Origin of the sequence: Rhodococcus sp. 114MFTsu3.1, from assembly GCF_000383555.1 — a bacterium.
GTDB lineage: Bacteria > Actinomycetota > Actinomycetes > Mycobacteriales > Mycobacteriaceae > Rhodococcoides > Rhodococcoides fascians_E.
In genome coordinates, this window is record NZ_KB911545.1 from 570,446 (window position 1) to 589,481 (window position 19,036).

Consider the following 19,036-nt stretch of genomic DNA (forward strand, 5'->3'; position numbering starts at 1 on the left):
AGGAAAGTTGACGCACGTCACTTACGCACTAGTATGGCAGTGCTGGTATTCAAGACTGACGAACTGCGAGGCACCGATGAACACCCAGGGCCGAGATCGTGCTGCGATCCTGCACGCACGCCGCGATCTGAGAATCGAAGACGTCGACCGCGCCGAGGTCGGCCCAGGTCAGGTGCGCGTCGAGATCGCCGGTGTCAGTCTGTGCGGATCCGACCTCCACTACTACGCCGATGGCAAGAACGGCACCAACGTCCTCACCCGACCCACGGTGCTCGGGCACGAAGGCTTCGGCCGCATCGTCGAGGTCGGAGACGGGGTCCCGTCCCATCGCCTCGGTCAGCGCGTCGCGATCGAGCCTGCCGTGCCGGGACCGCACGCCCAGCACGCACTGCGTGGCCGTTACAACGTCGATCCCAGCGTCGTCTGCTTCGGCTCCCCGCCGAACAACGGATTGCTCCGCGGGTCGGTCGTGATGCCGGACGCCTTCGCGCACACACTCCCGGACACCGTCACCGACGACGTCGCGGCACTGATCGAACCGTTGGCCGTGGCCGCGTGGGCGGCAGCCCGGGCCGGATCGGTGCTGGGCAAGACCGTCGTGATCACCGGCGCAGGGCCTATCGGGCTCCTGGTGCTGCAGACCGTGATTGCGCTCGGCGCCCAGCACGTCACGATCACCGACGTCTCGCAGGCGCGCTTGGACGTCGCGCTCCGGCTCGGCGCCGACGTCGCGCTGCTCTCCGGAGAAACGTCGTTGGACACAGGTTTCGCCGACGTCGCCTTCGACTGTTCCGGCCACCCCGCCGCGATCGCCGACGCCGCCAGATCCCTCGGCCCAGCCGGCGTTCTCGCCCTGGTCGGCGTTCCAGGACGCGGCGACGCCGAATTCCCGATCGGCCTGGTGCAACGGTGGGAGCTCGACATCCGGGGTTGCTTCCGCTACGGACCCGACGCGTTCGCCCACGCGATTTCCCTTGCCGCTCAGGGCCGCGTGAACCTGAACGTTCTGGTCACGTCCAGATTCCCGCTCGAAGAGTCGGCCGCAGCGCTCGACGCTGCACTGTCCGACCCCACTCAACTCAAGATCGTCATCGACACCGCTTCACAGAACTCCGAGGACAACCGATGAAGATCATCGACGCAACCGTCATCGTCACTGCGCCCGGGCGCAACTACGTCACGCTGAAGATCACCACCGACGAGGGCATCGTCGGATGGGGTGACGCCACCCTCAACGGCCGGGAACTCGCCGTGGCGTCGTACCTGCGTGATCATCTGTGCCCCTTGCTGATCGGTCGCGATGCCCAGCGCATCGAGGACACCTGGCAGTACCTGTACAAGGGCGCGTACTGGCGACGCGGCCCGGTGACGATGACGGCCATCGCGGCGGTCGACGTCGCGCTGTGGGACATCAAGGGCAAAGCCGCCGACATGCCGGTCTATCAGCTCCTCGGCGGCGCCGCACGCGACGGCGTCATGGTCTACGGGCACGCCAGCGGCACCAGCGTCGACGAGATGCTCGACGACGTCGCACGGCATCTCGACGAGGGATACAAGGCCGTCCGTGCGCAGTCGGCCATCCCCGGTCTGGACAAGACCTACGGCATCCCGAAGAACGGCTTCTACGAGCCGGCGTCCGACGCTGCGCCGCAGGAGGATTCGTGGGACACCGCGCCGTACCTGAAGTTCGCCCCGGAGATGCTCGGTGCCGTCCGTGAGCGTCACGGTTTCGGGTTCCACCTGCTGCACGACGTCCATCACCGCCTGACGCCCATCGAAGCGGGTCGTCTCGGCCGCGACCTCGAGGACATGCGGATGTTCTGGATCGAGGATCCGACGCCTGCCGAGGATCAGAGCGCGTTCGCGACGATCCGTCAGCACACCACCACTCCGATCGCCGTCGGCGAGATCTTCAATTCCATCTGGGACTGCCAGGACCTCATCACCAACCGGTGGATCGACTACATCCGCACCTCGGTGTCGCACGCAGGCGGAATCACGCACCTGCGTCGAATCTTCTCGCTCGCCGATCTGTACGGCGTCAAGTCCGGTTCGCATGGCGCAGGCGATCTTTCACCGGTGTCGCTCGCCGCAGCCCTGCACGTGGACCTGTCCATCCCGAACTTCGGCGTCCAGGAGTACATGGGCCACGTCGAACCGACGTCCGACGTCTTCCAGACCGACTACACGTTCGAGAACGGTTTCATGCATCCGGGCAACAAGCCGGGCATCGGCGTCGAGGTCGACGAGGCCGCCGCCGCGAAGTACCCGTACAACCCCCGCTATCTTCCCGTCAACCGCCGCCTCGACGGCAGTATGCACGATTGGTGAGACGAACAATGAACAGCAACACAGCTTTCGACGTCGTCCTCCTCGGCGAGCCACTCGTCGAGATATCGACGACGCAGCCGTTCGCGCACGGTACGGCCAGTGTTCTCGGTGTCTCCGGCGACGTGGTGAACGCAGGCGCAGCAGCGGCGGCCGCAGGCGCGTCCGTCGCCCTGGTCGCCCGAGTATCCAACGACGAACTGGGCGACGCGGTGTGTGCACGGATCCGGTCCCTCGGCATCGACGACACCTACGTCAGGCGTGTCGACGGCCAACAGGGCGCGTATTTCCTGCACATCGATCCGTTGGGGCAGCGTCAGTTCTCCTACGCACGCACCGGTTCCGTGGGGTCGGGACTGGACGTCTCCGACGTCCCGGCCGACGTCCTCGCCGCGGCAGGGGCGGTGCTGGGCAGCGGAATCACGGCGGCACTGTCCGATTCCGCACGTCGCGCACTGGCGTTCGCCGCGAAGAACGCGTCGACGTTCGTCTACGACCCCAACTTCCGGCCCCGGCTCACCACGGCCGCCGAGTCCGTGAACTTCCTCCGCGAGATCGCGCCGCACTGCTCCGTCGTCGTGCCGTCGGCTCCCGGTGAGATCGACGACCTTCTGGGCATCACCGACCCGCAGGCCGCAGCCACCAGGTTGATGGAGTGGGGCGCGAAAGCTGTTGCCGTGACGCAGGGGTCCGAGGGCATCACGGTGGTGACCGGCGACGACGTCCGCTTTCAGCCGTCCGTTCCGGCACCGGCCGTCGTCGATCAGACCGGGGCAGGCGACGTGTTCGCAGGCACCCTCACGGCACGGATAGCGTTGGGAGACAACCTGCTCGACGCCACGGCGCTCGCTGCGAGTGCGGCGTCGCTCAGTGTCGGAGGCCGAGGCGGCACCGGCCTGATCGCGTCCCTCGACGAGGTCCGTGCGCACTGCGATCGGCTCGCCGTATGAGCAGGCTCTCGTCGTCGACGGCTCCCGACGTCCCGAGGCCCGTGTCCCGTGGAATCGTCCACCTCGGGCTTGGGGCGTTTCACCGTGCCCACCAGGCGGCGTTCACCCATGAGGCAGCTCTGCTCACCGGCGATTCGTCGTGGGGCATCACCGGGGTGACGCAGCGAAGCGCTACCGTCGCCGAGCAGCTGCGTCCTCAGGACGGGCTGTTCACGCTGGTGGAGAAGGGGCCGGGAATCGACCGCGCCTCCGTCGTCGGGTCGATCACCGAGGTGATCAGCGCCGTTGACGACGCGGATGCCGTCGTCGACGCCATTGCCGACCCGCGCGTGCGAATCGTGTCCCTGACGGTGACCGAGAAGGGGTACCGGCTCGACCCGGCGACCGGACGGCTCCGGGTGGACGACCCGGAGATCGTGGCCGACCTGACCGGTCGATCTCCCGGAACGGTGGTGGGTCAGCTGGTCGCCGGGCTCGCGTTGCGAGTGAAGCTCGATGCTCCCGTGACGGTCCTGAGCTGCGACAATCTACCGCACAACGGGGTTCTCCTCGCGGGGATCGTCCGGGATTACGTTGCGCAGAGGGATGATGCGACCGCACTGCAGAGCTGGATCGACTCCGCCGCGTCATTCCCGAACTCGATGGTGGACCGCATCGTTCCGGCCACGACTGACGAAGACAGGCGTCGGCTCGAGGAGACGGGCCTGCGCGACGATGCCGTCGTCGTGTGCGAGCCGTTCCGGCAGTGGGTGATCGAGGACCACTTCGCCGCCGAGCGGCCGGCGTGGGATCTCGTCGGAGTGCAGTTCGTGACCGACGTCGAGCCGTGGGAGACGATGAAGCTGCGCGTGCTCAATGCGTCGCACTCGCTCCTCGCGTACCTCGGGGTGCGGTCGGGCCACTCGACCATCGCCGACGCCGTGGCGGACCCGGTCCTGAAGTCGTTGGCGCACAGAATGATCGTGTCCGACGTCGCTCCGACGTTGCATCCGGACATGAACTCGGACGCGTACGCGAACGAGGTGCTCACGCGCTTCGCCAACCCGACGTTGCCGCACACCACCCGTCAGGTCGCGATGGACGGCTCCCAGAAACTCGGTCCGAGGCTACTGGGCACCGTGCGCGACGCCCAGGAACGTGGATCGTCGACGACCTGGCTCGCTGTGGCGGTGGCGTCCTGGGTCGCGTACGTGATCGACGAGGTACGCGCCGGACGCGCGCTCGACGACCCGATGGCGGACGTCCTGTCCCGGGCCGCCACACAGGACGACGCGGTAGCGGCGCTGCTGAGCGTCGAGCAGATCTTCGGTGCCGACCTCGGCCCGGATTCTCCGTTCGGTCGCCGGGTTGCAGCAGCCGCCGATCTGCTCGTCGGCTCTGCCGCAGTCACCACCGAATTCGTAGCGAACATCGAAAGAGAACTGTCATGAACACACGTGAGGTCATGGGCATCAGCCCGGTCATTCCCGTCGTCGTCGTCGACGATGCGTCCGACGCAGTTCCGTTGGCGCGTGCCCTGCACGAGGGAGGCGTCGACGTGATCGAGTTGACGTTGCGCTCCGAGGCGGCGCTCGCTGCGATCGAAGCGATCGCGACCGAGGTGCCCGAGATCGTCATCGGCGCCGGGACGGTGCTCACACGCCGGGACGCGGAGAAGTCGATCGACGCCGGGGCGCGGTTCCTGGTGTCACCGGGCGCTCCGACGGACCTGCTCGACGCTGCGCACGGGTGGTCGATTCCGTGGCTGCCGGGGGTGTCCACGGCAACCGAGGCGATGAATGTCTCGAACGCAGGTCACACCGAACTGAAGTTCTTCCCGGCGTCGACCTCCGGGGGTGCAGCCGCTCTCGGTGCCCTCTCCGGGCCGCTTCCGCATCTGACGTTCTGCCCGACGGGCGGAATCTCGTCGAGCAACGCCACCGATTACCTCCGGTTGCCGAACGTCGCGTGTGTCGGCGGAAGTTGGTTGACGCCTCGAAATCTCGTGCAGGCCAAGGAGTGGGCTGCGGTGAGCGAACTGGCGCGCGCGGCGGCAGGTCTGCGCGGCTCAGTCTGACAGCACTGTTGACTGTTTGGTATAACAGTGCTTGTATATCAGTGTGGCACGGGCCACTCACCATCTCTTGCAGGTCGTAGGTCTCAGTAGGGGCGTAGGTGCAACGGATTCCGTTGACACCGCGATGGACGACCGGACAGCCTTGAACAAAAACGGAGCACAAGATGTCTCACGACACGAACGAAGCGCCGAGCCCAGCCGTGGCCGACGAGAAGCCGAAGCGGTCGACCCGCGACCTGACCAAGGCCGCGGTGTCCGGTTGGCTGGGAACAGCAATGGAGTTCATGGACTTCCAGCTGTACTCGCTGGCCGCCGCCATCGTCTTCAACCGGGTCTTCTTCCCCGACGTCAGCCCGGCGATCGGCCTGATCGCAGCCATGGCCACCTACGGCGTCGGCTACGTCGCCCGCCTCGTCGGTGCCATCTACTTCGGCCGGATGGGCGACCGGATCGGTCGTAAGAAGGTCCTCTTCATCACGATCGCGATGATGGGAGCGTCCACGACGCTGATCGGCGCGCTGCCGACGTACCAGACCATCGGCATCCTCGCGCCGATCCTGCTCGTCGCACTACGCCTGATCCAGGGATTCGGCGCCGGAGCGGAGATCGCGGGCGCCACGGTCATGCTCGTGGAGTACGCGCCGGACAAGCGTCGCGGTCTCATCGGTTCGTTGGTCTCGCTGGGGACCAACTCGGGAACGCTTGCGGCGTCGGGAATCTGGGCGATCCTGCTCGTCGTACTGACCGACGACCAACTGGTCAGCTGGGGCTGGCGTATCCCGTTCCTCGCGAGCTTCTTCCTGATGCTCTTCGCGGTGTGGTTGCGCTCCAACCTCAAGGAAAGCCCGGTGTTCGAGGATCGCGCCGACGTGGTCGGCGGTGTCGCCCTCTCGCGTGCGGAGATCGAGCAGGTCGACGCCGAAACCAAGGAAAGCGTTCTCGAGTCCGGACTGCGTCAGCGCAAGGGCCGTGCGTTCTTCGTCGCACTCGGGCTTCGCTTCGGGCAGGCCGGCAACTCGGGTCTGATCCAGACGTTCCTGGTGGGCTACATCGCGTCGACTCTGCTGCTGGAGAAGTCCATCGCCACCACGGCGATCGTCTACGGTTCGCTGCTCGGATTCATCACCATTCCGGTCATCGGCATCCTGGGTGACAAGTTCGGTCGCCGCCCGATGTACATGATTCTCAGCGCCGCGACCATGGTGTTGGCGTTCCCGTTGATCTACCTGGTGACCAGCGGCAACAACGCAACCCTGATCATCTCGGTCGTTCTCGCACTCAACATCGGTGTGCTCGGCCTGTTCTCGCTCGAGAGCGTCACGATGGCCGAACTGTTCGGTGCCAGAACACGATTCACCCAGCTTGCACTTGCCAAGGAGATCGGCGGCATCCTGGCCACGGCCATCGGACCGCTGATGGCAGCAACGCTGACGGCAGTGACCGGAAGCTGGTGGCCGATCGCCGCAATGCTGGTGGTCTACTCGGCAATCACGCTGGTGTCCGCGTACCTCGCGCCCGAAACTCGCGGACGCGACCTGGTCCGGCTCGACGACGCCATCTAGCGTCCGTCTCACGTAATTCGGAAGCCGCCATTGCTGTACAGCACCTGCCCGTTGATCCAGGAACCGGCGTCGGAGAACAGAAAACGCACGAGGTTGCTCGTGTCCTCCGCGGTTCCGAGTCGGCCGGCAGGTGTTGCAGCAATGGCGGCTTCTCGTATGTTCTCGGTCATCCATCCGGTGTCGACGGGGCCCGGGTTCACCACGTTCGCTCGAACGTTCAGATCCGCCAGTTCCACAGCGGCCGCCGTGACGATGCGATCCAGCGCCCCCTTGCTCGCGCCGTAGGGCAGATTGTGCGCAGTGTGATCGCTCGTCAACGCCGCGATTCTGCCTCCGGATCCGTCGAGCTGCTCGGCGAACGCCTTGATCAGAAGCCAGGTCGCCCTGGCGTTCACAGCGAAGTGACGGTCCCAACTGTCCACGTCGGTGGTGAGGACGGAGCTGTCCTCCGATTCGCAGTGCGACATCACCAAGCCCGTCACCGGACGCGCAGCGGCGTCGAACAACCGAGCGGGCACCGACGGATCGCTCAGATCACCCGGTGCCAGAGACACGGAGACCCCGAGCGCGCGGCAGGTCTCTGCCACGCGCTCGGGGTCGTCGGCGTCACGGACGTATCCAAGCCGGTCGTCGTACGGAGTCCAGTAGTTCAGGATCAGATCCCACCCGTCCTCGGCGAGTCCGACAGCGAGGGCGGAGCCGATCGACCGGATCCGCCCGACACCGGTCACCACTGCAACACGAGGTCCCATGCCCTGACCGTAGGACGATCGAGCCGGCCGAGCGAGCGATTTATCGTGCCCGGGTGATCAGTCCGATTCCTTCTCAGCGAGGAACAGCTTCTCGATCCGCGCTGCCTCTTCCTTCTTGTCCTCGGCCTCTTCCTGACGCTCCGCCGCGTCGGCGAGCTCGGACTCCGCAGGCGCTGACGCGGCCTTCTCGACCTTGTCGATCTGTTCCTTCTGCTTGCGCTCCGCGTCCTCGGCGGCCTTCACCCGCGCCGCCGCTGCGTCGTCGGCCTGCTTCTTGCGGGCCGCAGCCTTTCGGTCGGCCTCTTCTTCGGCCTCGGCCTTGCGCTGCTCGGCTTCTGCCCGTGCGTTCTCGGCCGCCTCGCGTGCAGATTTCGCTGCGGCGTCACGTTCCTGCTCGGCAGTGCGACGAGCTGTCTCGAGCTTGGTCTTGGCCTCGGTCTCCGCGGCGTCGGCTTGCGCGTCGAGCTTCTTCGCGAGACCGATGTGGTCCGCGTGATCGACCTTGTCCTGACCGCGCGACCGGACGTCGGCGTCGCCGAGGATCTTGCCGACCTTGTGATCGAGGGTTCCGACGGCCCGCTCGTACGCGAGCCGCGCAGGGGCTTCGGTACTCCACGTCTGCACGACGTTGCTCTCGAACAGGTCGAGCGGGATGCGAACGATCCGATACTGGAAACGCAGTATCGAACGCGGTATGTCGAGCACACTCATTGTCGGTTCTCCTGATGCTTGATGTCGGCTGGGCTACGCATTGCGACGAATGCGATCGGCGGCGTCCCGGGCTGCGTCCGCGGCGGCGGCTTCCTGCCGGTACCGGGCAACGGCTTCCAACTCGTCCTGGTCGGCGTCCGCAACCTCCGACCGGGCGTCGGCTGCGGCTTCGATCTGCTCGGCCCGAGCGTCGACCTCCGCGTCGGCGCTTTCGGCGGCCACGGCGCGGTCCTTGTCCTTCTCGGCAGCGATTCTCTGAGCCTGCTGAGCGCGACGAGCCTCGTCCTCGGATGCCTGAGCACTGGCCTCGACGGAATCTCGCTGGGCGTCCGCACTGTTCTTGACCTCGGCCAGACCCTCGCCGGCCTCGGCTGCCTGTGATTCCGCCGCCAGTTCGGTGGCCTTGGCTTCCTTCTTCTCACGGGCCTGTGCGGCCTGGAGCTGCCCCTCGGTGGTCAGCGAGTCATTGCCCGTCACGGCGCCTACGACCTCCTTGGCCTTGCCTTTGACGGCGTCGAGCAGGCCTTTTCGTGCCTCGTGCGATGCACTGTCGTCGGTCATGGTGCCTCCTGTGCAGTCGTGTCGATAGGGCGGGAGAGAACTACCCGAACGCCGATGCTGGAAACCCGTCGTTCGACGCATGTCCACGGTCGGCCGTAAACTCTGCGCGAGCACAAGGCAACAGACGAGGAGTTTCATGCCCACCGCGACGGTGAACGGGATAACGCTGAATTACCAGGTCAAGGGTTCCGGGCCGCTGGTCGTGCTGATCATGGGCACCGGCAGTCCCGGTCGTGTGTGGGATCTGCATCAGGTTCCAGCGCTGGTCAAGGCGGGATACCGTGTGTGCTTCTTCGACAACCGCGGCATCGCGCCCTCGTTCGAGTCCGTGCAGGGCATCACCATCGACGACCTGGTCGCGGACACCGCCGCGCTGATCGAGCTGGTGCGCGAGGGCGACGAGAAGGCGTTCGTCGTCGGTACGTCCATGGGTGCTCGGGTCGCCCAGGAGCTTGCTCTCCGACGCCCGGAGCTCCTCCGCAAGGCTGTGTTCCTCGCCGGTCATGCTCGCCTCGACGAGTTCCAGCGCACTCTGGGCGAGGGTGAGGTCGCGTTGGCCGACGCCAAGACGCAGCTGCCACCCAAGTACGCGGCAGCCATCACTGCTGCGCTGAACCTCTCTCCGACCACGCTGGCGGATTCGAGGACGGCTCGGGACTGGCTGGATCTGCTGGAATTCTCCGTCGCACCCGTCACTCCCGGGGTACGCGCCCAGATCGGCATGGACGATTCCTTCGACCGCACCTCGGCGTACGGCAAGATCGATCTGCCTTGCCTGTCGGTCGGGTTCGAGCACGACCGGATGATTCCCGCGTTCCTCGGAGCCGAGCTCGCGAAAGCCATTCCCGACGCGCAGTACATCGAGATCCCCGACGTTGGTCACTACGGCTACCTGGAGCGTCCCGACGCCGTCAACGACGTCATTCTGGAGTTCTTGAAGAGCTGACTGCCCGCTGCGCTAGTGTGCGTTGCTAGGGTCAGGGGGCACTTCACCCATGAAGACTGCCTATTTACGTATGCGACGAGTGAGGCGAGATGAGTACCAATCCATTCGATGACGAAGACGGACGCTTCTTCGTGCTGGTGAACGACGAAGACCAGCACTCGCTGTGGCCGACCTTCTCCGATGTCCCGCAGGGATGGCGCGTCGTCTTCGGCGAGGACAGCCGCGCAGCGTGCTTGGAGTACGTGGAGAAGAACTGGACGGACATGCGCCCCCGCAGCCTGCGTGAGGCCATGGAGGCCGACGCTGCAGCACGTCAGTCCGCCGAGGGCACTCCCGAGGCCTAGGCCTTCTTCTTTTTCTTCAGCTCGACAGGACCGCGTCGCCGACGAACAGTCGGACGGCGCGGTTCTTCTTTGCGGCGAAGAGTCGGGCGAAGCAGCTCTTCGGTGCGCGCGAGGATGCGCGGACGGCGGAGCGTACGAGCGCCCCACTCACCGAGTGTGACCCCTGCGGCGATTCCGCAGCCGATGCCGAACGCGGCGAACAGCGAACTGATGCCGAGCAGCAGCTGGTCGTTGAGTATCGCGTACAGGCCTCGGTACAGCGCCAGACCGGGCAGCAGCGGCGTGATGCCCGCGACCGCGACGATCAGCGGTGGAATCAGTGCCCGACGTGCCATCAGACCACCGGCGAAGCCGACGACCGTGGCAGCGAACGCCGAGGCGATGATCGGACCCGTGTCGACGGTCTGCACCAGCAGCGACACCAACGCCCCGGCGAAACCGCCGAGGAACGCAGCCGTCAGTGCACGCTTCTCCGCGTAGCACGCCAGGGCGTAGAACAGCGCTGCCGCAGCACCGGCCAACACCTTCGTCGGGACCTCGAGGATGTCCGGCGGGGCGGTGTTGCTGATGAGCGGCAGATCGCTGCCGATGATTGCCGCCAGCTTCAACGACGTGGCGACGCCGGCAATGATGCCGCCCGTCATCATCAAGACCTCGAAGAACCTGGCCGACGCTGTGATGGGCGCCCCCGTGATGGCGTCCTGAACCGAGCCCACCAACGACAGGCCCGACAGCAACACGGTCACACCGGCCGCGATGACGAGCGACGGCGACACCGTGACGCCCAGCTGATCCTGGAAGTTGAACAGCGTGATCGCCGGTGTCGCCGCGACGAAGCCGCCGACGACCTGCTGGAAGAAGAACGGAAGACCGACCCGGTTGAGGACACGGCCGATTCGGTCGATCACCATCGTCGTCAGAAAGCTCACGACGGCCACCAGTACACCGCCGCCGAGCAACACACCGATGGACGCGGCCATGCCCGCCCACGCGAACGTCGCCGTCCACCGGTTGTACGGGTGCGGGGCAGTGGTGATCGCGTCCAACGTGTCCAGTGCCTGCGACGGCGGAATGAGCTTCAGCCGAATGCTGCGGATCAACCGGTCGACAGCCGCGAGCCGCGTGAAGTCCATCGAACGGTAATGAACGATGCGCATCGTCGTCGACGGCGGACGCGTCGGACCACGATGGGCGCTGATGGTGATGGAGTTGTACGTCACATCGACATCACAGCGCGCAAGACCATACGTAGCCGCGACATTCTGGACCTGAGTCGTCGTATCCATCGCAGCCGTGCCCGACGCCAGCAGAACCTCACCCACCCGAACAGCCAGATCCAGAACCTCCGCCACCACCGCGTCGTCGGTGAGGTCGATCGGCTGCAGCGGTGACGGCGCTGCAGTGGGCGTATCGATAGTGGCGCGACGCTCGCCGGTCAGACGACTCAGCGAGGTCGTCAAGTCTTGCAGAAAGCTCATGTCCGTTTTCTGTAGCTGGGGTGATCCACCGACAAGGTACCTGTTTGGACTGTGCGTTCGATGAACGGATATGCTGTCCCCGCACAACGCCTCCTTAGCTCAGCGGTAGAGCACTCGCCTTGTAAGCGAGCGGTCAACGGTTCAATCCCGTTAGGAGGCTCCACCAAAAACCGCTGCTGAGCAGCGGTTTTTTATTTTCTGCTAACGATAATCTTTGTCGATCGGGCCTTCGGTGTCACAGAATGTCACAAGTCACCGAGAACTCACTTCTGGGCGAGTGTTCATGCGCATAGGAGTCCAGCGGGATTTCTACGGATTTACCTCGGTGGCGGCCGCGCGTGGTTCACGACCATGTCCGTACATCGGTGGGCACGACTTCGCGACCGATTTCCATGAACTTGACAGGTGCAGTAGCTGGCCTCTCCCAGGCTGTTGCCGGTGCGCGGTAAGCGTGATGCCGCCTGCAGGCGGCATCTGGATCTTGGCCAATAAAGTTGCATTCTCCGCACCATCCATCGCTCAACGCAGCGGTAGCAGCAGCCCTGGCATTACTGATGGTCATGGTATTAACGAGGTGTTGCAGGTGCGCCACGGCGCCGCCTGGTGCGTTCGGGTGTGTAAACACCGGAGCCCCTCACGGCTGCAGTTCAGCAGGACCCAGCTTCACTCGGTCCTGGATGGACAGCTGACGTGGAGTACGCGGAGCGACTCGAAGACCTCGCCGACGATCACGGTCGCCTTCATAGCGAGGTGAAGACAGTTGACTTCATCCGAATCAACTCGGAGATGGAGAGCAAGTTCTCTGAGGTTGCCAGACACCTGGGTGTCGCACCGTCCACAGCCACCAGACGCTACGACCGCTGGATAGCTCGGCAGCAAACCATCGCGGGGCCTGACGTGTAAGCGATGACGCAGGAAGAGTGGAAATGTAGCTAGTCTACGAATCGCGTCGTAGAGGACCTAGGGGCACATGTTGCGTCCGATTTAGCGAGAGTGCCATATCGCTGTGAGCCGCGGGTTGCTCGGTGGTTGGATGTACTCAATACGGCGGTAGTCATAGTCTGGAAGGGTGGAATTCTTGTTGCCGACCTGTACTTTGCCCGAACATAGCGACGTCGCGGCAGATCTGGATAAGTCGAAGGTCGCGCGATCTGTGGGGGTACCCATCCATGAGGCACGACTGACGGATGCGTTCTCAGGGGCCGCGGATAGGCTGATGCCGCCCGGACCGGGTCGGAGTCTCCACCTGATGTTAGAACCGCGAATCGGTCGAGGTCGGCCCGATCTGCTTTTGCTTGCAATCTCATCGAGTGGACTCGTTTCGTACCTCAATAAGTCCATTCGATTGTCCACCTTCACGGAGGCGCAGGTTATCTCCGGGGATGTCAACGAACCGGTAGGGGTATCGGCAAGTTACGCCAGGGACTTGCGGTTGAGGGTGCAAGCAGCGAACTGGAAAGATTCGCAGCTTGTCCATGCGCAGAACCTCGTCCACGACTCCCTTGCGGTGGAAGCGAAGATGTCGGATTGGCGGCGCGCGGTGCGACAGGTGGCGCGATTCGGGCCAATGGCCCACCGCACCGCAATTTTGATGCCGGAGAACGTCGCGGCCCGCGTAGACCTCCGCACGTTAGGCGTGTACGAAACCGGGCTGATCGCGATGTCAGGCGATCGACTGTCGTGGCTGCGTAGCGCCCCCAAACGCCCACTTGGTGACGCGCAAAAACTCTGGCTCCTCGAGCTTCTGCATCGGCAGCTGGAGGGCAGTCAAATTCCCTCGGCGGTGCGCATTTCCTCAACCGCGTGACGCAGATTAGTAACTCGTCCAGAATAAGCGGGCGGCAACACCACCCTGTCTCGTGCGATACGGCTGTACAGGTTCGATGCCTCGCTGAGTGATTTCTCGACCACGTCAAGTCGAGTCGGTACGTCAGCTAAGGTGGACCATGCCTCCGCACGTATGGACAGTTGCGTCATGAATTGCATTTGGGCTTCCGCTCGTGTCCAGGACGACAAGGTACGGGCAGCGAAGGTTGCGCTGATTTCTGGAAGCACGACGTCGTCGCTGTAGGGGAGGTTCATAACGTATGACAGTTCCTCTTGCGCCTTTAGTGAGGCCCACAGTGCAGGTGCATACACCCTCGCAGTGGGGGGCTGACCACCCGCGGGAGACGGTTGCCATTTGGAAATAAAAAACTGCCTTAGGGTGTAGAACCAGCCAGATGATATTGCGGTCGCGCCAGCGGCGAGACCTAGAAGTCCTTCGAGATCCGAGTATGCCCAATGCACTTCGTATTCGTTGACTTCTGACAAATTGTAGATAAGCCGGAGCAAGTTGGATAGGCGGTTGGAGTCCCACGGCGCGGGCGGGTACCCTTTGGTTGCGCGATTGACAACTATGTAGAACCCGCGAACGTCAATAGTTGTGACAACGTCGAGCCAATCTGCAATGTCTTTCCAGTTGCTTAAAGCGCCCTCATCGATGGCGACACTGGCGATGGTCCGATCTCCTCCCCACGCGTCGACGGCAGACCGGGCGTACTGGAGAGCTAGAGGTGTCCAAATATCGGTAAACGTCGACTGCATACAGGTGGGTGCTATCAAACGATTGTGAATGCCGACCGCAGTATTTGCGGCCTCGATCGACGCTATTTGGCTGGCGACATCGCCAGCGCTTTGCGACCACTTAATTCGACGGAAGTTCAAAGCGTGAGACGAATGGCGTCGAGCCGAACCAACCGGGGTTGAGGAGTAGATATAAGATTGGGGATCGAGTAGCACATCGAGGCCTCTGGAGAGAATGCCTTTCACCGTTGCAGTGAGTCCAGCGACATCTTCATCGCCAGGGCTGAGCACGACTCCAGTAAGGGAGCCCTGATCGGCGACGTCGAAGATCTTGGTGCCCTTGCCGTAGCCGTGCTGAACATAGAAGCTCATATTGTGACTCCAAGTCGGCGCAGCGGGATCGACACATTTCGGTACCGCTGGCTGGGGCGAGGAGCCAGCAGGCGTGTGATGACTGCCTGAAGGTCCTCTTCGCAGGCCACGCCCTCGAAGGAGGAGGCGTCGAAGCTCTCTAGTCTGCGAAAATACTCGTTACTGTCTATTTTCTCGTACCAGAATGGATGGTGCCCAACAAGCGCCTCAAACGCGACGATTCCGATCTGGAAGAGATCCGTTCTGAAGTCGATCTCTGCGATCCGTCTCATCTCGAGCTGCTCAGGTGCGGCGTATCTACCTGTGCGCGGCGATGCGCCGTATGCATCGGTGAGGGGTGAGAGATCGTTGTGGTACGCAATTCCTAGATCGAGCAGAACTGGAGAGCCTGCACCGTCGAAGACAATATTGCCCGGTTTGATGTCGCGGTGCACGATCCCAGCGTCCGACCACATTGCGTTGACGGCGCGGAGTAGCGCAATAGTCAGACGTCGAGACAGCTCCTCGTCTCCGCCGGACGTCTTGATGGCCGTCTCAAGCGTCCCCCCTGGATAGTATGGCTCCGCGTACCAAATGTAGTCGCGCTTTGAAAGCCGGCATTTTCTTGCGGTTCGACGAGCTTTACCACGTAGGGTGAATTGACCTGGGACATACCCTCGATCTCGCGACCGAAGCGTGTCGGAAACGGGATGGAATCGTCAGAGTCAAAATCCTCGTCCGGCAGTGGCTCCTTGACAATTTTGATAACGATGTCGTCTGATCCGCTACGGCCTCGGTAAGCAACCTTGTATGAACCCTGGCCCAGTTCGGGTAGGACCAGTTGATACTCGACGAAGGCCTGCATCAACTCGTCATCGGAGAAGGGAACGGTCATATGCATTCGCTCTGGCTCACCGGACAATCTTCGCATACTGGGAGCTGAGCTGTGCTCAGTAGCGGTGAACGGGTCAGCGAAGCCGGAGCAGGGGCCAACTGACAAGTTCGCTCTGAGTCGGTTCTTGCGGTGTTGGTTGGCTGTGCGATTTACGGAAGTTTGTGCCGTATTTCCTTCTACCCCTCGATGCCGTTGCTCGAAATCAGTCTGCAGTGCACGTTTTCTCGGCAATACCCGGCTGCGGACAACCTGGATCCGGTCGAAGTCCCTATCGACCGGTGGGGACACCTACCCCTGCCCGCGACCCTAACGACCGCCGCCGAGGTCGGCGATCGCCGCGTACCGCACCGGGCTCGCGCCCTGTACGCCCACGACGATGAAACACCACATCGCGCGAGGACATCGAGCAGACCCAGGCCGTCGCTGATGAGAACGAACCCTTATCGCCGGAGCTCGACTCCGGGTACAACCGCGCACACTCGGCACTGGTCGAAGTAACGGACATCGTCGCCGATGTCGACGACCGCGTCGAACCGCTTCTTCAGCGCACCCTCGATCTATTCGGCGACAAAGGCGAACCTTGAAGAATCGCATGCTGTCCGCTACCGGACAAGAACTCGTCAGGGAACCTTGACGACGAACCTGATATCAATCCGGCCTATTGGTGTAAGAGCTGGGGCTTTATGGCGTTGCGCTCAGTCATGCAGCGCATTCAGTGAAGAATGCCGGAGCGCGCGTAAGACCTCCTGCGTGCACACAATGGCGTTGGGCATGGTGCGTCAACGGTTCACTCGTTGATAGTGCGTTTGGAATCGTCGCGCCATACGATTGTCTGGAGCATTTCGGCCGCTGCGTTCAACGCGTCGTTCTGAGAATGGACGTATGTCCGCATTGTGAAGGCATTGTCAGCGTGTCCCAACCATGCCGAGATCACGGCGATCGGTACGCCCTGAAGGTGCAGCAGCGTGCCGCATGTGTGCCTGGCGTCGTGGAGTCGGATGTCGGAAACTTCTGCACTCACGCAGAGCTTTCTCCAGTAGTCGGAGACGGTGTCTGGGTGGAGAGGGCGTCCGGTTACATCGGACACCACGTAAGTGCCTGGCCCGATGTAGATACGCCGATCCGCACGGTCTTGTCGCTGGAGTTGCAGTGCTGTAGCCAGTGCGGAACGTAAGGCCGGCGTTAGCGGAAGCTTTCGCTTGGAGCGCTCGGTCTTTGGAGGGCCTTCGACTACACGCCCGTTGACCGACACTCGGGTATTCAAAATTCTGAGGTAGCCAGCTTCGAGATCGATGTCTTGCCAGCGCAGTCCGCTGAGCTCGCCGCGGCGGAGTCCAGACAACGCCAGTAACCAGGCGTGGCCGTTACGGTCGGAAGCAGAGTTCGTCAGTATCCGCTGAACCTCGTCCTCGGTGAGCGTCTGCATTTCGACAGGAACTCTTGGTGCGCGATCGACAAGAGCTGCGACGTCGCGAACGAGTCGGCCTTGTTTCATAAGCCCTGTCAGAACGGCACTTACGAGGTTGAGCATCGGATTGATCGAAGTGGCCTTCGACGGTCGGCGAGGCTGGCCATCAGGCTTCACCGAGGTTCCGTCGAGCAGATCGTTCACCAATGTGTCCAAATGACCTTTGGTCAGCTTCTGGACCGGCATCGAACCGTGGGTATCGCGAAGTGGCTGTAGGGCATGGGTGTAGGCCGCCTTGGTGGACTCGCGCACCCTCCGGCCGGCCAGCCATTCCGAACACGCTTGTTCGACTGAGGTTGTCGACGTGGGGACGAAGGTGCCTCGGGCAACGTCTTCTAGAACTCTGGCTCTTGTGACACGTTCGTGGGTCGTCGATCCCGCCTGAACGGCCACACGCCGTCCCACGTCTAGGTTTTGGCTTGTCGAAGGTCAAAACTGAAGAACGGAGAACGACGTGCAGAATGCTAGCCTATGGCGCACTGTGTTGGGCGTCGAGAACACTGTCGTCGAGGACATCGGCTTCAACGACGACACGCAAGCGATCGTGGCCCACGTCAGACCGGCACGGGCCAGCAGAGGACGATGTGGCGCCTGTGGATCGAGGGCGTCCTGGTACGACCGTGGGCAGGGCCGACGGCAATGGCGCGGCCTGGACGTGGGAACCGTTCAGGTCTACCTCGAAGCCGATGCCCCGCGGGTCGATTGCCGCATCCACGGGCCGACCGTCCGCCAGGTCCCGTGGGCTCGTCATGGTGCCGGACACACCCGTTCATTCGATCAGCAGGTCGCGTGGCTGGCCACTCAGTGCTCGAAGAAGGCAATCACCGAGCTGATGCGGATCGCCTGGCGCACAGTCGGATCGATTATCGCTCGGGTGTGGGTCGACACCGCATCCGGTCTCGATGCGCTGGCCGGCCTGACACGAATCGGCATCGACGAGATCTCGTACAAACGCGGCCACAAGTATCTGACCGTTGTCGTCGACCACGACACCGGACGCCTGGTATGGGCTCATCCCGGCCGAGACCGCGCGACCGTTCGCGCCTTCTTCGACGCACTCGAGTCTTCCGGTGCGGGAAGGTGTGCCCGCATCACTCATGTCACCGCTGATGGGGCACTGTGGATCTCCGACGTGGTTCGCGATCGATGTCCCGCCGCGGTCCGTTGCGCGGACCCCTTTCACGTAGTCGGTTGGGCCACGGAGGCACTCGATGCCGTTCGCCGTAAGGCTTGGTCCGACGCGCGTCGTGGAGGGAACACTCGATCACACGGGTGGATCAATGGCCGACGCTCCACCGTCTCCATAGGTCCCGCCCGAGCATTGCTCCGTTCTCGGTACGCGCTGTGGAAGAACCCGGAGAACCTGACCGACCGTCAACGCGTGAAACTGCGCTGGATCGCATCCACCGATCCTCGCCTCTACCGCGCTTACCTGCTAAAAGAGGGCCTACGAACGGTATTTAAACTCCCCGTCGACCAGGCCTCCGATGCACTCGAACGCTGGATTCAGTGGGCACGACGAAGCCGAATCGAATCCTTCGTCACCCTTCAACGCCGTGTCGGCGTCCATCGTGAACAAATCCTCGCTGCGATCGAGCACGGCTTGTCGAACGGACTCGTCGAGTCTGTGAACACCAAGATCCGACTACTGACTCGCATCGCCTTCGGCTTTGTCCATCCCGAAGCGCTCATCTCCTTGGCCATGCTCAACCTCGGAGTGATCTGCCGTGTGGATTTCGGACAGTGGAGATGACTATCGTCAGGCCGCGATTGCGGGCTGCTGGTAACTGTAGTGGACGTCGTTCGGGAAGCGGTATCCGAGCGCTGAATGTCGACGTCGCGGGTTGTAGAAACCTTCGATGTACTTGACAATGTCTTGTCGCGCTTTGGCTTTGGTGGAATAGATTGTTCGGTAGACACATTCGTTCTTGAGTGCCGCGAAGAAACTTTCGGCCATGCTGTTGTCCCAGCACACCCCGGTCCGTCCCATCGAGGACCGCATGCCCAGAGAACTCACCAGAGCCCGGTAGGCGCGTGAGGTGTAGACACTGCCGCGATCGGAGTGGAAG

At 63.1% G+C, this 19,036-nt stretch carries 18 protein-coding genes and 1 tRNA gene; 11 read left to right on the forward strand and 8 right to left on the reverse strand.

The genetic code is table 11. The features are described from left to right. Positions 1 to 76: 76 nt before the first annotated feature. The 6 genes from H292_RS0105650 (at position 77) to H292_RS0105675 (ending at position 6,896) form a co-directional block, all read left to right on the forward strand. Positions 77 to 1,129 (forward strand): zinc-binding dehydrogenase, encoded by a 1,053-nt coding sequence (locus H292_RS0105650; protein WP_019663803.1) that lies wholly within the window; start codon positions 77 to 79, stop codon positions 1,127 to 1,129. Then, positions 1,126 to 2,331: a D-mannonate dehydratase ManD gene (manD, locus tag H292_RS0105655; RefSeq protein ID WP_020110781.1), complete on the forward strand. Its 1,206-nt coding sequence runs from the start codon at positions 1,126 to 1,128 to the stop codon at positions 2,329 to 2,331. Before H292_RS0105650 ends, manD begins: the two co-directional genes overlap by 4 nt. A gap of 8 nt (positions 2,332 to 2,339) precedes the next feature. Next, positions 2,340 to 3,278, forward strand: coding sequence for a PfkB family carbohydrate kinase (locus tag H292_RS0105660; RefSeq protein ID WP_020110782.1), 939 nt, complete (start codon positions 2,340 to 2,342; stop codon positions 3,276 to 3,278). Then, the gene (locus H292_RS26840; RefSeq protein WP_020110783.1) at positions 3,275 to 4,708 is read left to right on the forward strand and encodes a mannitol dehydrogenase family protein; all 1,434 of its coding nucleotides are present in this window, start codon (positions 3,275 to 3,277) and stop codon (positions 4,706 to 4,708) included. The genes H292_RS0105660 and H292_RS26840 overlap by 4 nt, the downstream gene beginning before the upstream one ends. Continuing rightward, the gene (eda, locus tag H292_RS0105670) at positions 4,705 to 5,334 is read left to right on the forward strand and encodes a bifunctional 4-hydroxy-2-oxoglutarate aldolase/2-dehydro-3-deoxy-phosphogluconate aldolase (RefSeq protein ID WP_020110784.1); all 630 of its coding nucleotides are present in this window, start codon (positions 4,705 to 4,707) and stop codon (positions 5,332 to 5,334) included. Before H292_RS26840 ends, eda begins: the two co-directional genes overlap by 4 nt. 164 nt (positions 5,335 to 5,498) lie before the next feature. Continuing rightward, positions 5,499 to 6,896, forward strand: a complete 1,398-nt coding sequence (locus H292_RS0105675) for an MFS transporter (protein WP_027498634.1) — start codon at positions 5,499 to 5,501, stop codon at positions 6,894 to 6,896. Between the two features lie 8 nt (positions 6,897 to 6,904). Here the strand turns inward: H292_RS0105675 and H292_RS0105680 are convergent, their stop codons facing one another. From H292_RS0105680 to H292_RS0105690, 3 genes are read right to left on the reverse strand one after another with little or no spacing between them, the layout of a single operon-like run. Further along, a complete protein-coding gene (locus H292_RS0105680) occupies positions 6,905 to 7,648 on the reverse strand; it encodes an SDR family oxidoreductase (protein ID WP_020110786.1) in 744 nt (247 codons plus the stop codon). Positions 7,649 to 7,705: 57 nt separating this feature from the next. After that, positions 7,706 to 8,359 carry a hypothetical protein gene (locus H292_RS0105685; protein WP_020110787.1) on the reverse strand — a complete coding sequence of 218 codons (654 nt, stop codon included), beginning with the start codon at positions 8,357 to 8,359 and terminating at the stop codon, positions 7,706 to 7,708. A 33-nt stretch (positions 8,360 to 8,392) separates the two neighbouring features. Next, on the reverse strand, positions 8,393 to 8,920 hold the full coding sequence (locus tag H292_RS0105690) for a hypothetical protein (RefSeq protein WP_020110788.1): 528 nt from the start codon (positions 8,918 to 8,920) through the stop codon (positions 8,393 to 8,395). Positions 8,921 to 9,056: 136 nt separating this feature from the next. Between H292_RS0105690 and H292_RS0105695 the strand changes: the two genes are divergently transcribed. After that, positions 9,057 to 9,866 carry an alpha/beta fold hydrolase gene (locus tag H292_RS0105695; RefSeq protein ID WP_020110789.1) on the forward strand — a complete coding sequence of 270 codons (810 nt, stop codon included), beginning with the start codon at positions 9,057 to 9,059 and terminating at the stop codon, positions 9,864 to 9,866. 89 nt (positions 9,867 to 9,955) lie between these two features. Next, the gene (locus H292_RS0105700) at positions 9,956 to 10,210 is read left to right on the forward strand and encodes an MbtH family protein (RefSeq protein WP_019663793.1); all 255 of its coding nucleotides are present in this window, start codon (positions 9,956 to 9,958) and stop codon (positions 10,208 to 10,210) included. Here the strand turns inward: H292_RS0105700 and H292_RS0105705 are convergent. Then, positions 10,207 to 11,688, reverse strand: a complete 1,482-nt coding sequence (locus H292_RS0105705) for a threonine/serine ThrE exporter family protein (RefSeq protein WP_019663792.1) — start codon at positions 11,686 to 11,688, stop codon at positions 10,207 to 10,209. The two genes, H292_RS0105700 and H292_RS0105705, sit on opposite strands and share 4 nt — an antisense overlap. 88 nt (positions 11,689 to 11,776) lie before the next feature. Here H292_RS0105705 and H292_RS0105710 point away from each other — a divergent pair. Both H292_RS0105710 and H292_RS28070 read left to right on the forward strand, forming a co-directional pair. Next, positions 11,777 to 11,851, forward strand: a tRNA-Thr gene (locus H292_RS0105710). 906 nt (positions 11,852 to 12,757) lie between these two features. Beyond that, a complete protein-coding gene (locus H292_RS28070; protein WP_155949766.1) occupies positions 12,758 to 13,495 on the forward strand; it encodes a hypothetical protein in 738 nt (245 codons plus the stop codon). Here H292_RS28070 and H292_RS28075 read toward each other — a convergent pair. From H292_RS28075 to H292_RS26850, 3 genes are all read right to left on the reverse strand, one after another. Continuing rightward, entirely contained in the window at positions 13,456 to 14,625 is a 1,170-nt protein-coding gene (locus tag H292_RS28075) for a hypothetical protein (RefSeq protein WP_155949767.1), read from the reverse strand. The two genes, H292_RS28070 and H292_RS28075, sit on opposite strands and share 40 nt — an antisense overlap. After that, entirely contained in the window at positions 14,622 to 15,200 is a 579-nt protein-coding gene (locus tag H292_RS27665; RefSeq protein ID WP_081631845.1) for a protein kinase domain-containing protein, read from the reverse strand. The genes H292_RS28075 and H292_RS27665 overlap by 4 nt, the downstream gene beginning before the upstream one ends. A gap of 1,086 nt (positions 15,201 to 16,286) precedes the next feature. Then, entirely contained in the window at positions 16,287 to 17,153 is an 867-nt protein-coding gene (locus H292_RS26850; RefSeq protein ID WP_231383769.1) for a tyrosine-type recombinase/integrase, read from the reverse strand. 268 nt (positions 17,154 to 17,421) lie between these two features. Between H292_RS26850 and H292_RS26855 the strand changes: the two genes are divergently transcribed. Then, positions 17,422 to 18,720 carry an ISL3 family transposase gene (locus tag H292_RS26855; protein ID WP_051127726.1) on the forward strand — a complete coding sequence of 433 codons (1,299 nt, stop codon included), beginning with the start codon at positions 17,422 to 17,424 and terminating at the stop codon, positions 18,718 to 18,720. Positions 18,721 to 18,726: 6 nt separating this feature from the next. Here H292_RS26855 and H292_RS0105750 read toward each other — a convergent pair. Beyond that, a partial coding sequence (locus H292_RS0105750; protein ID WP_020110796.1) for an integrase core domain-containing protein occupies positions 18,727 to 19,036 on the reverse strand: 310 nt, incomplete at its 5' end.

Bases quoted from the DNA above. Each gene is read 5' to 3' on its own strand.
- H292_RS0105695 (WP_020110789.1), top strand. From the start codon at position 9,057: ATGCCCACCGCGACGGTGAACGGGATAACGCTGAATTACCAGGTCAAG.
- manD (WP_020110781.1), top strand. From the start codon at position 1,126: ATGAAGATCATCGACGCAACCGTCATCGTCACTGCGCCCGGGCGCAAC.
- H292_RS0105660 (WP_020110782.1), top strand. From the start codon at position 2,340: ATGAACAGCAACACAGCTTTCGACGTCGTCCTCCTCGGCGAGCCACTC.
- H292_RS26840 (WP_020110783.1), top strand. From the start codon at position 3,275: ATGAGCAGGCTCTCGTCGTCGACGGCTCCCGACGTCCCGAGGCCCGTG.
- eda (WP_020110784.1), top strand. From the start codon at position 4,705: ATGAACACACGTGAGGTCATGGGCATCAGCCCGGTCATTCCCGTCGTC.
- H292_RS0105675 (WP_027498634.1), top strand. From the start codon at position 5,499: ATGTCTCACGACACGAACGAAGCGCCGAGCCCAGCCGTGGCCGACGAG.
- H292_RS0105705 (WP_019663792.1), bottom strand. From the start codon at position 11,688: ATGAGCTTTCTGCAAGACTTGACGACCTCGCTGAGTCGTCTGACCGGC.
- H292_RS0105700 (WP_019663793.1), top strand. From the start codon at position 9,956: ATGAGTACCAATCCATTCGATGACGAAGACGGACGCTTCTTCGTGCTG.
- H292_RS0105650 (WP_019663803.1), top strand. From the start codon at position 77: ATGAACACCCAGGGCCGAGATCGTGCTGCGATCCTGCACGCACGCCGC.
- H292_RS0105685 (WP_020110787.1), bottom strand. From the start codon at position 8,359: ATGAGTGTGCTCGACATACCGCGTTCGATACTGCGTTTCCAGTATCGG.
- H292_RS28075 (WP_155949767.1), bottom strand. From the start codon at position 14,625: ATGAGCTTCTATGTTCAGCACGGCTACGGCAAGGGCACCAAGATCTTC.
- H292_RS26850 (WP_231383769.1), bottom strand. From the start codon at position 17,153: ATGCCGGTCCAGAAGCTGACCAAAGGTCATTTGGACACATTGGTGAAC.
- H292_RS0105690 (WP_020110788.1), bottom strand. From the start codon at position 8,920: ATGACCGACGACAGTGCATCGCACGAGGCACGAAAAGGCCTGCTCGAC.
- H292_RS0105680 (WP_020110786.1), bottom strand. From the start codon at position 7,648: ATGGGACCTCGTGTTGCAGTGGTGACCGGTGTCGGGCGGATCCGGTCG.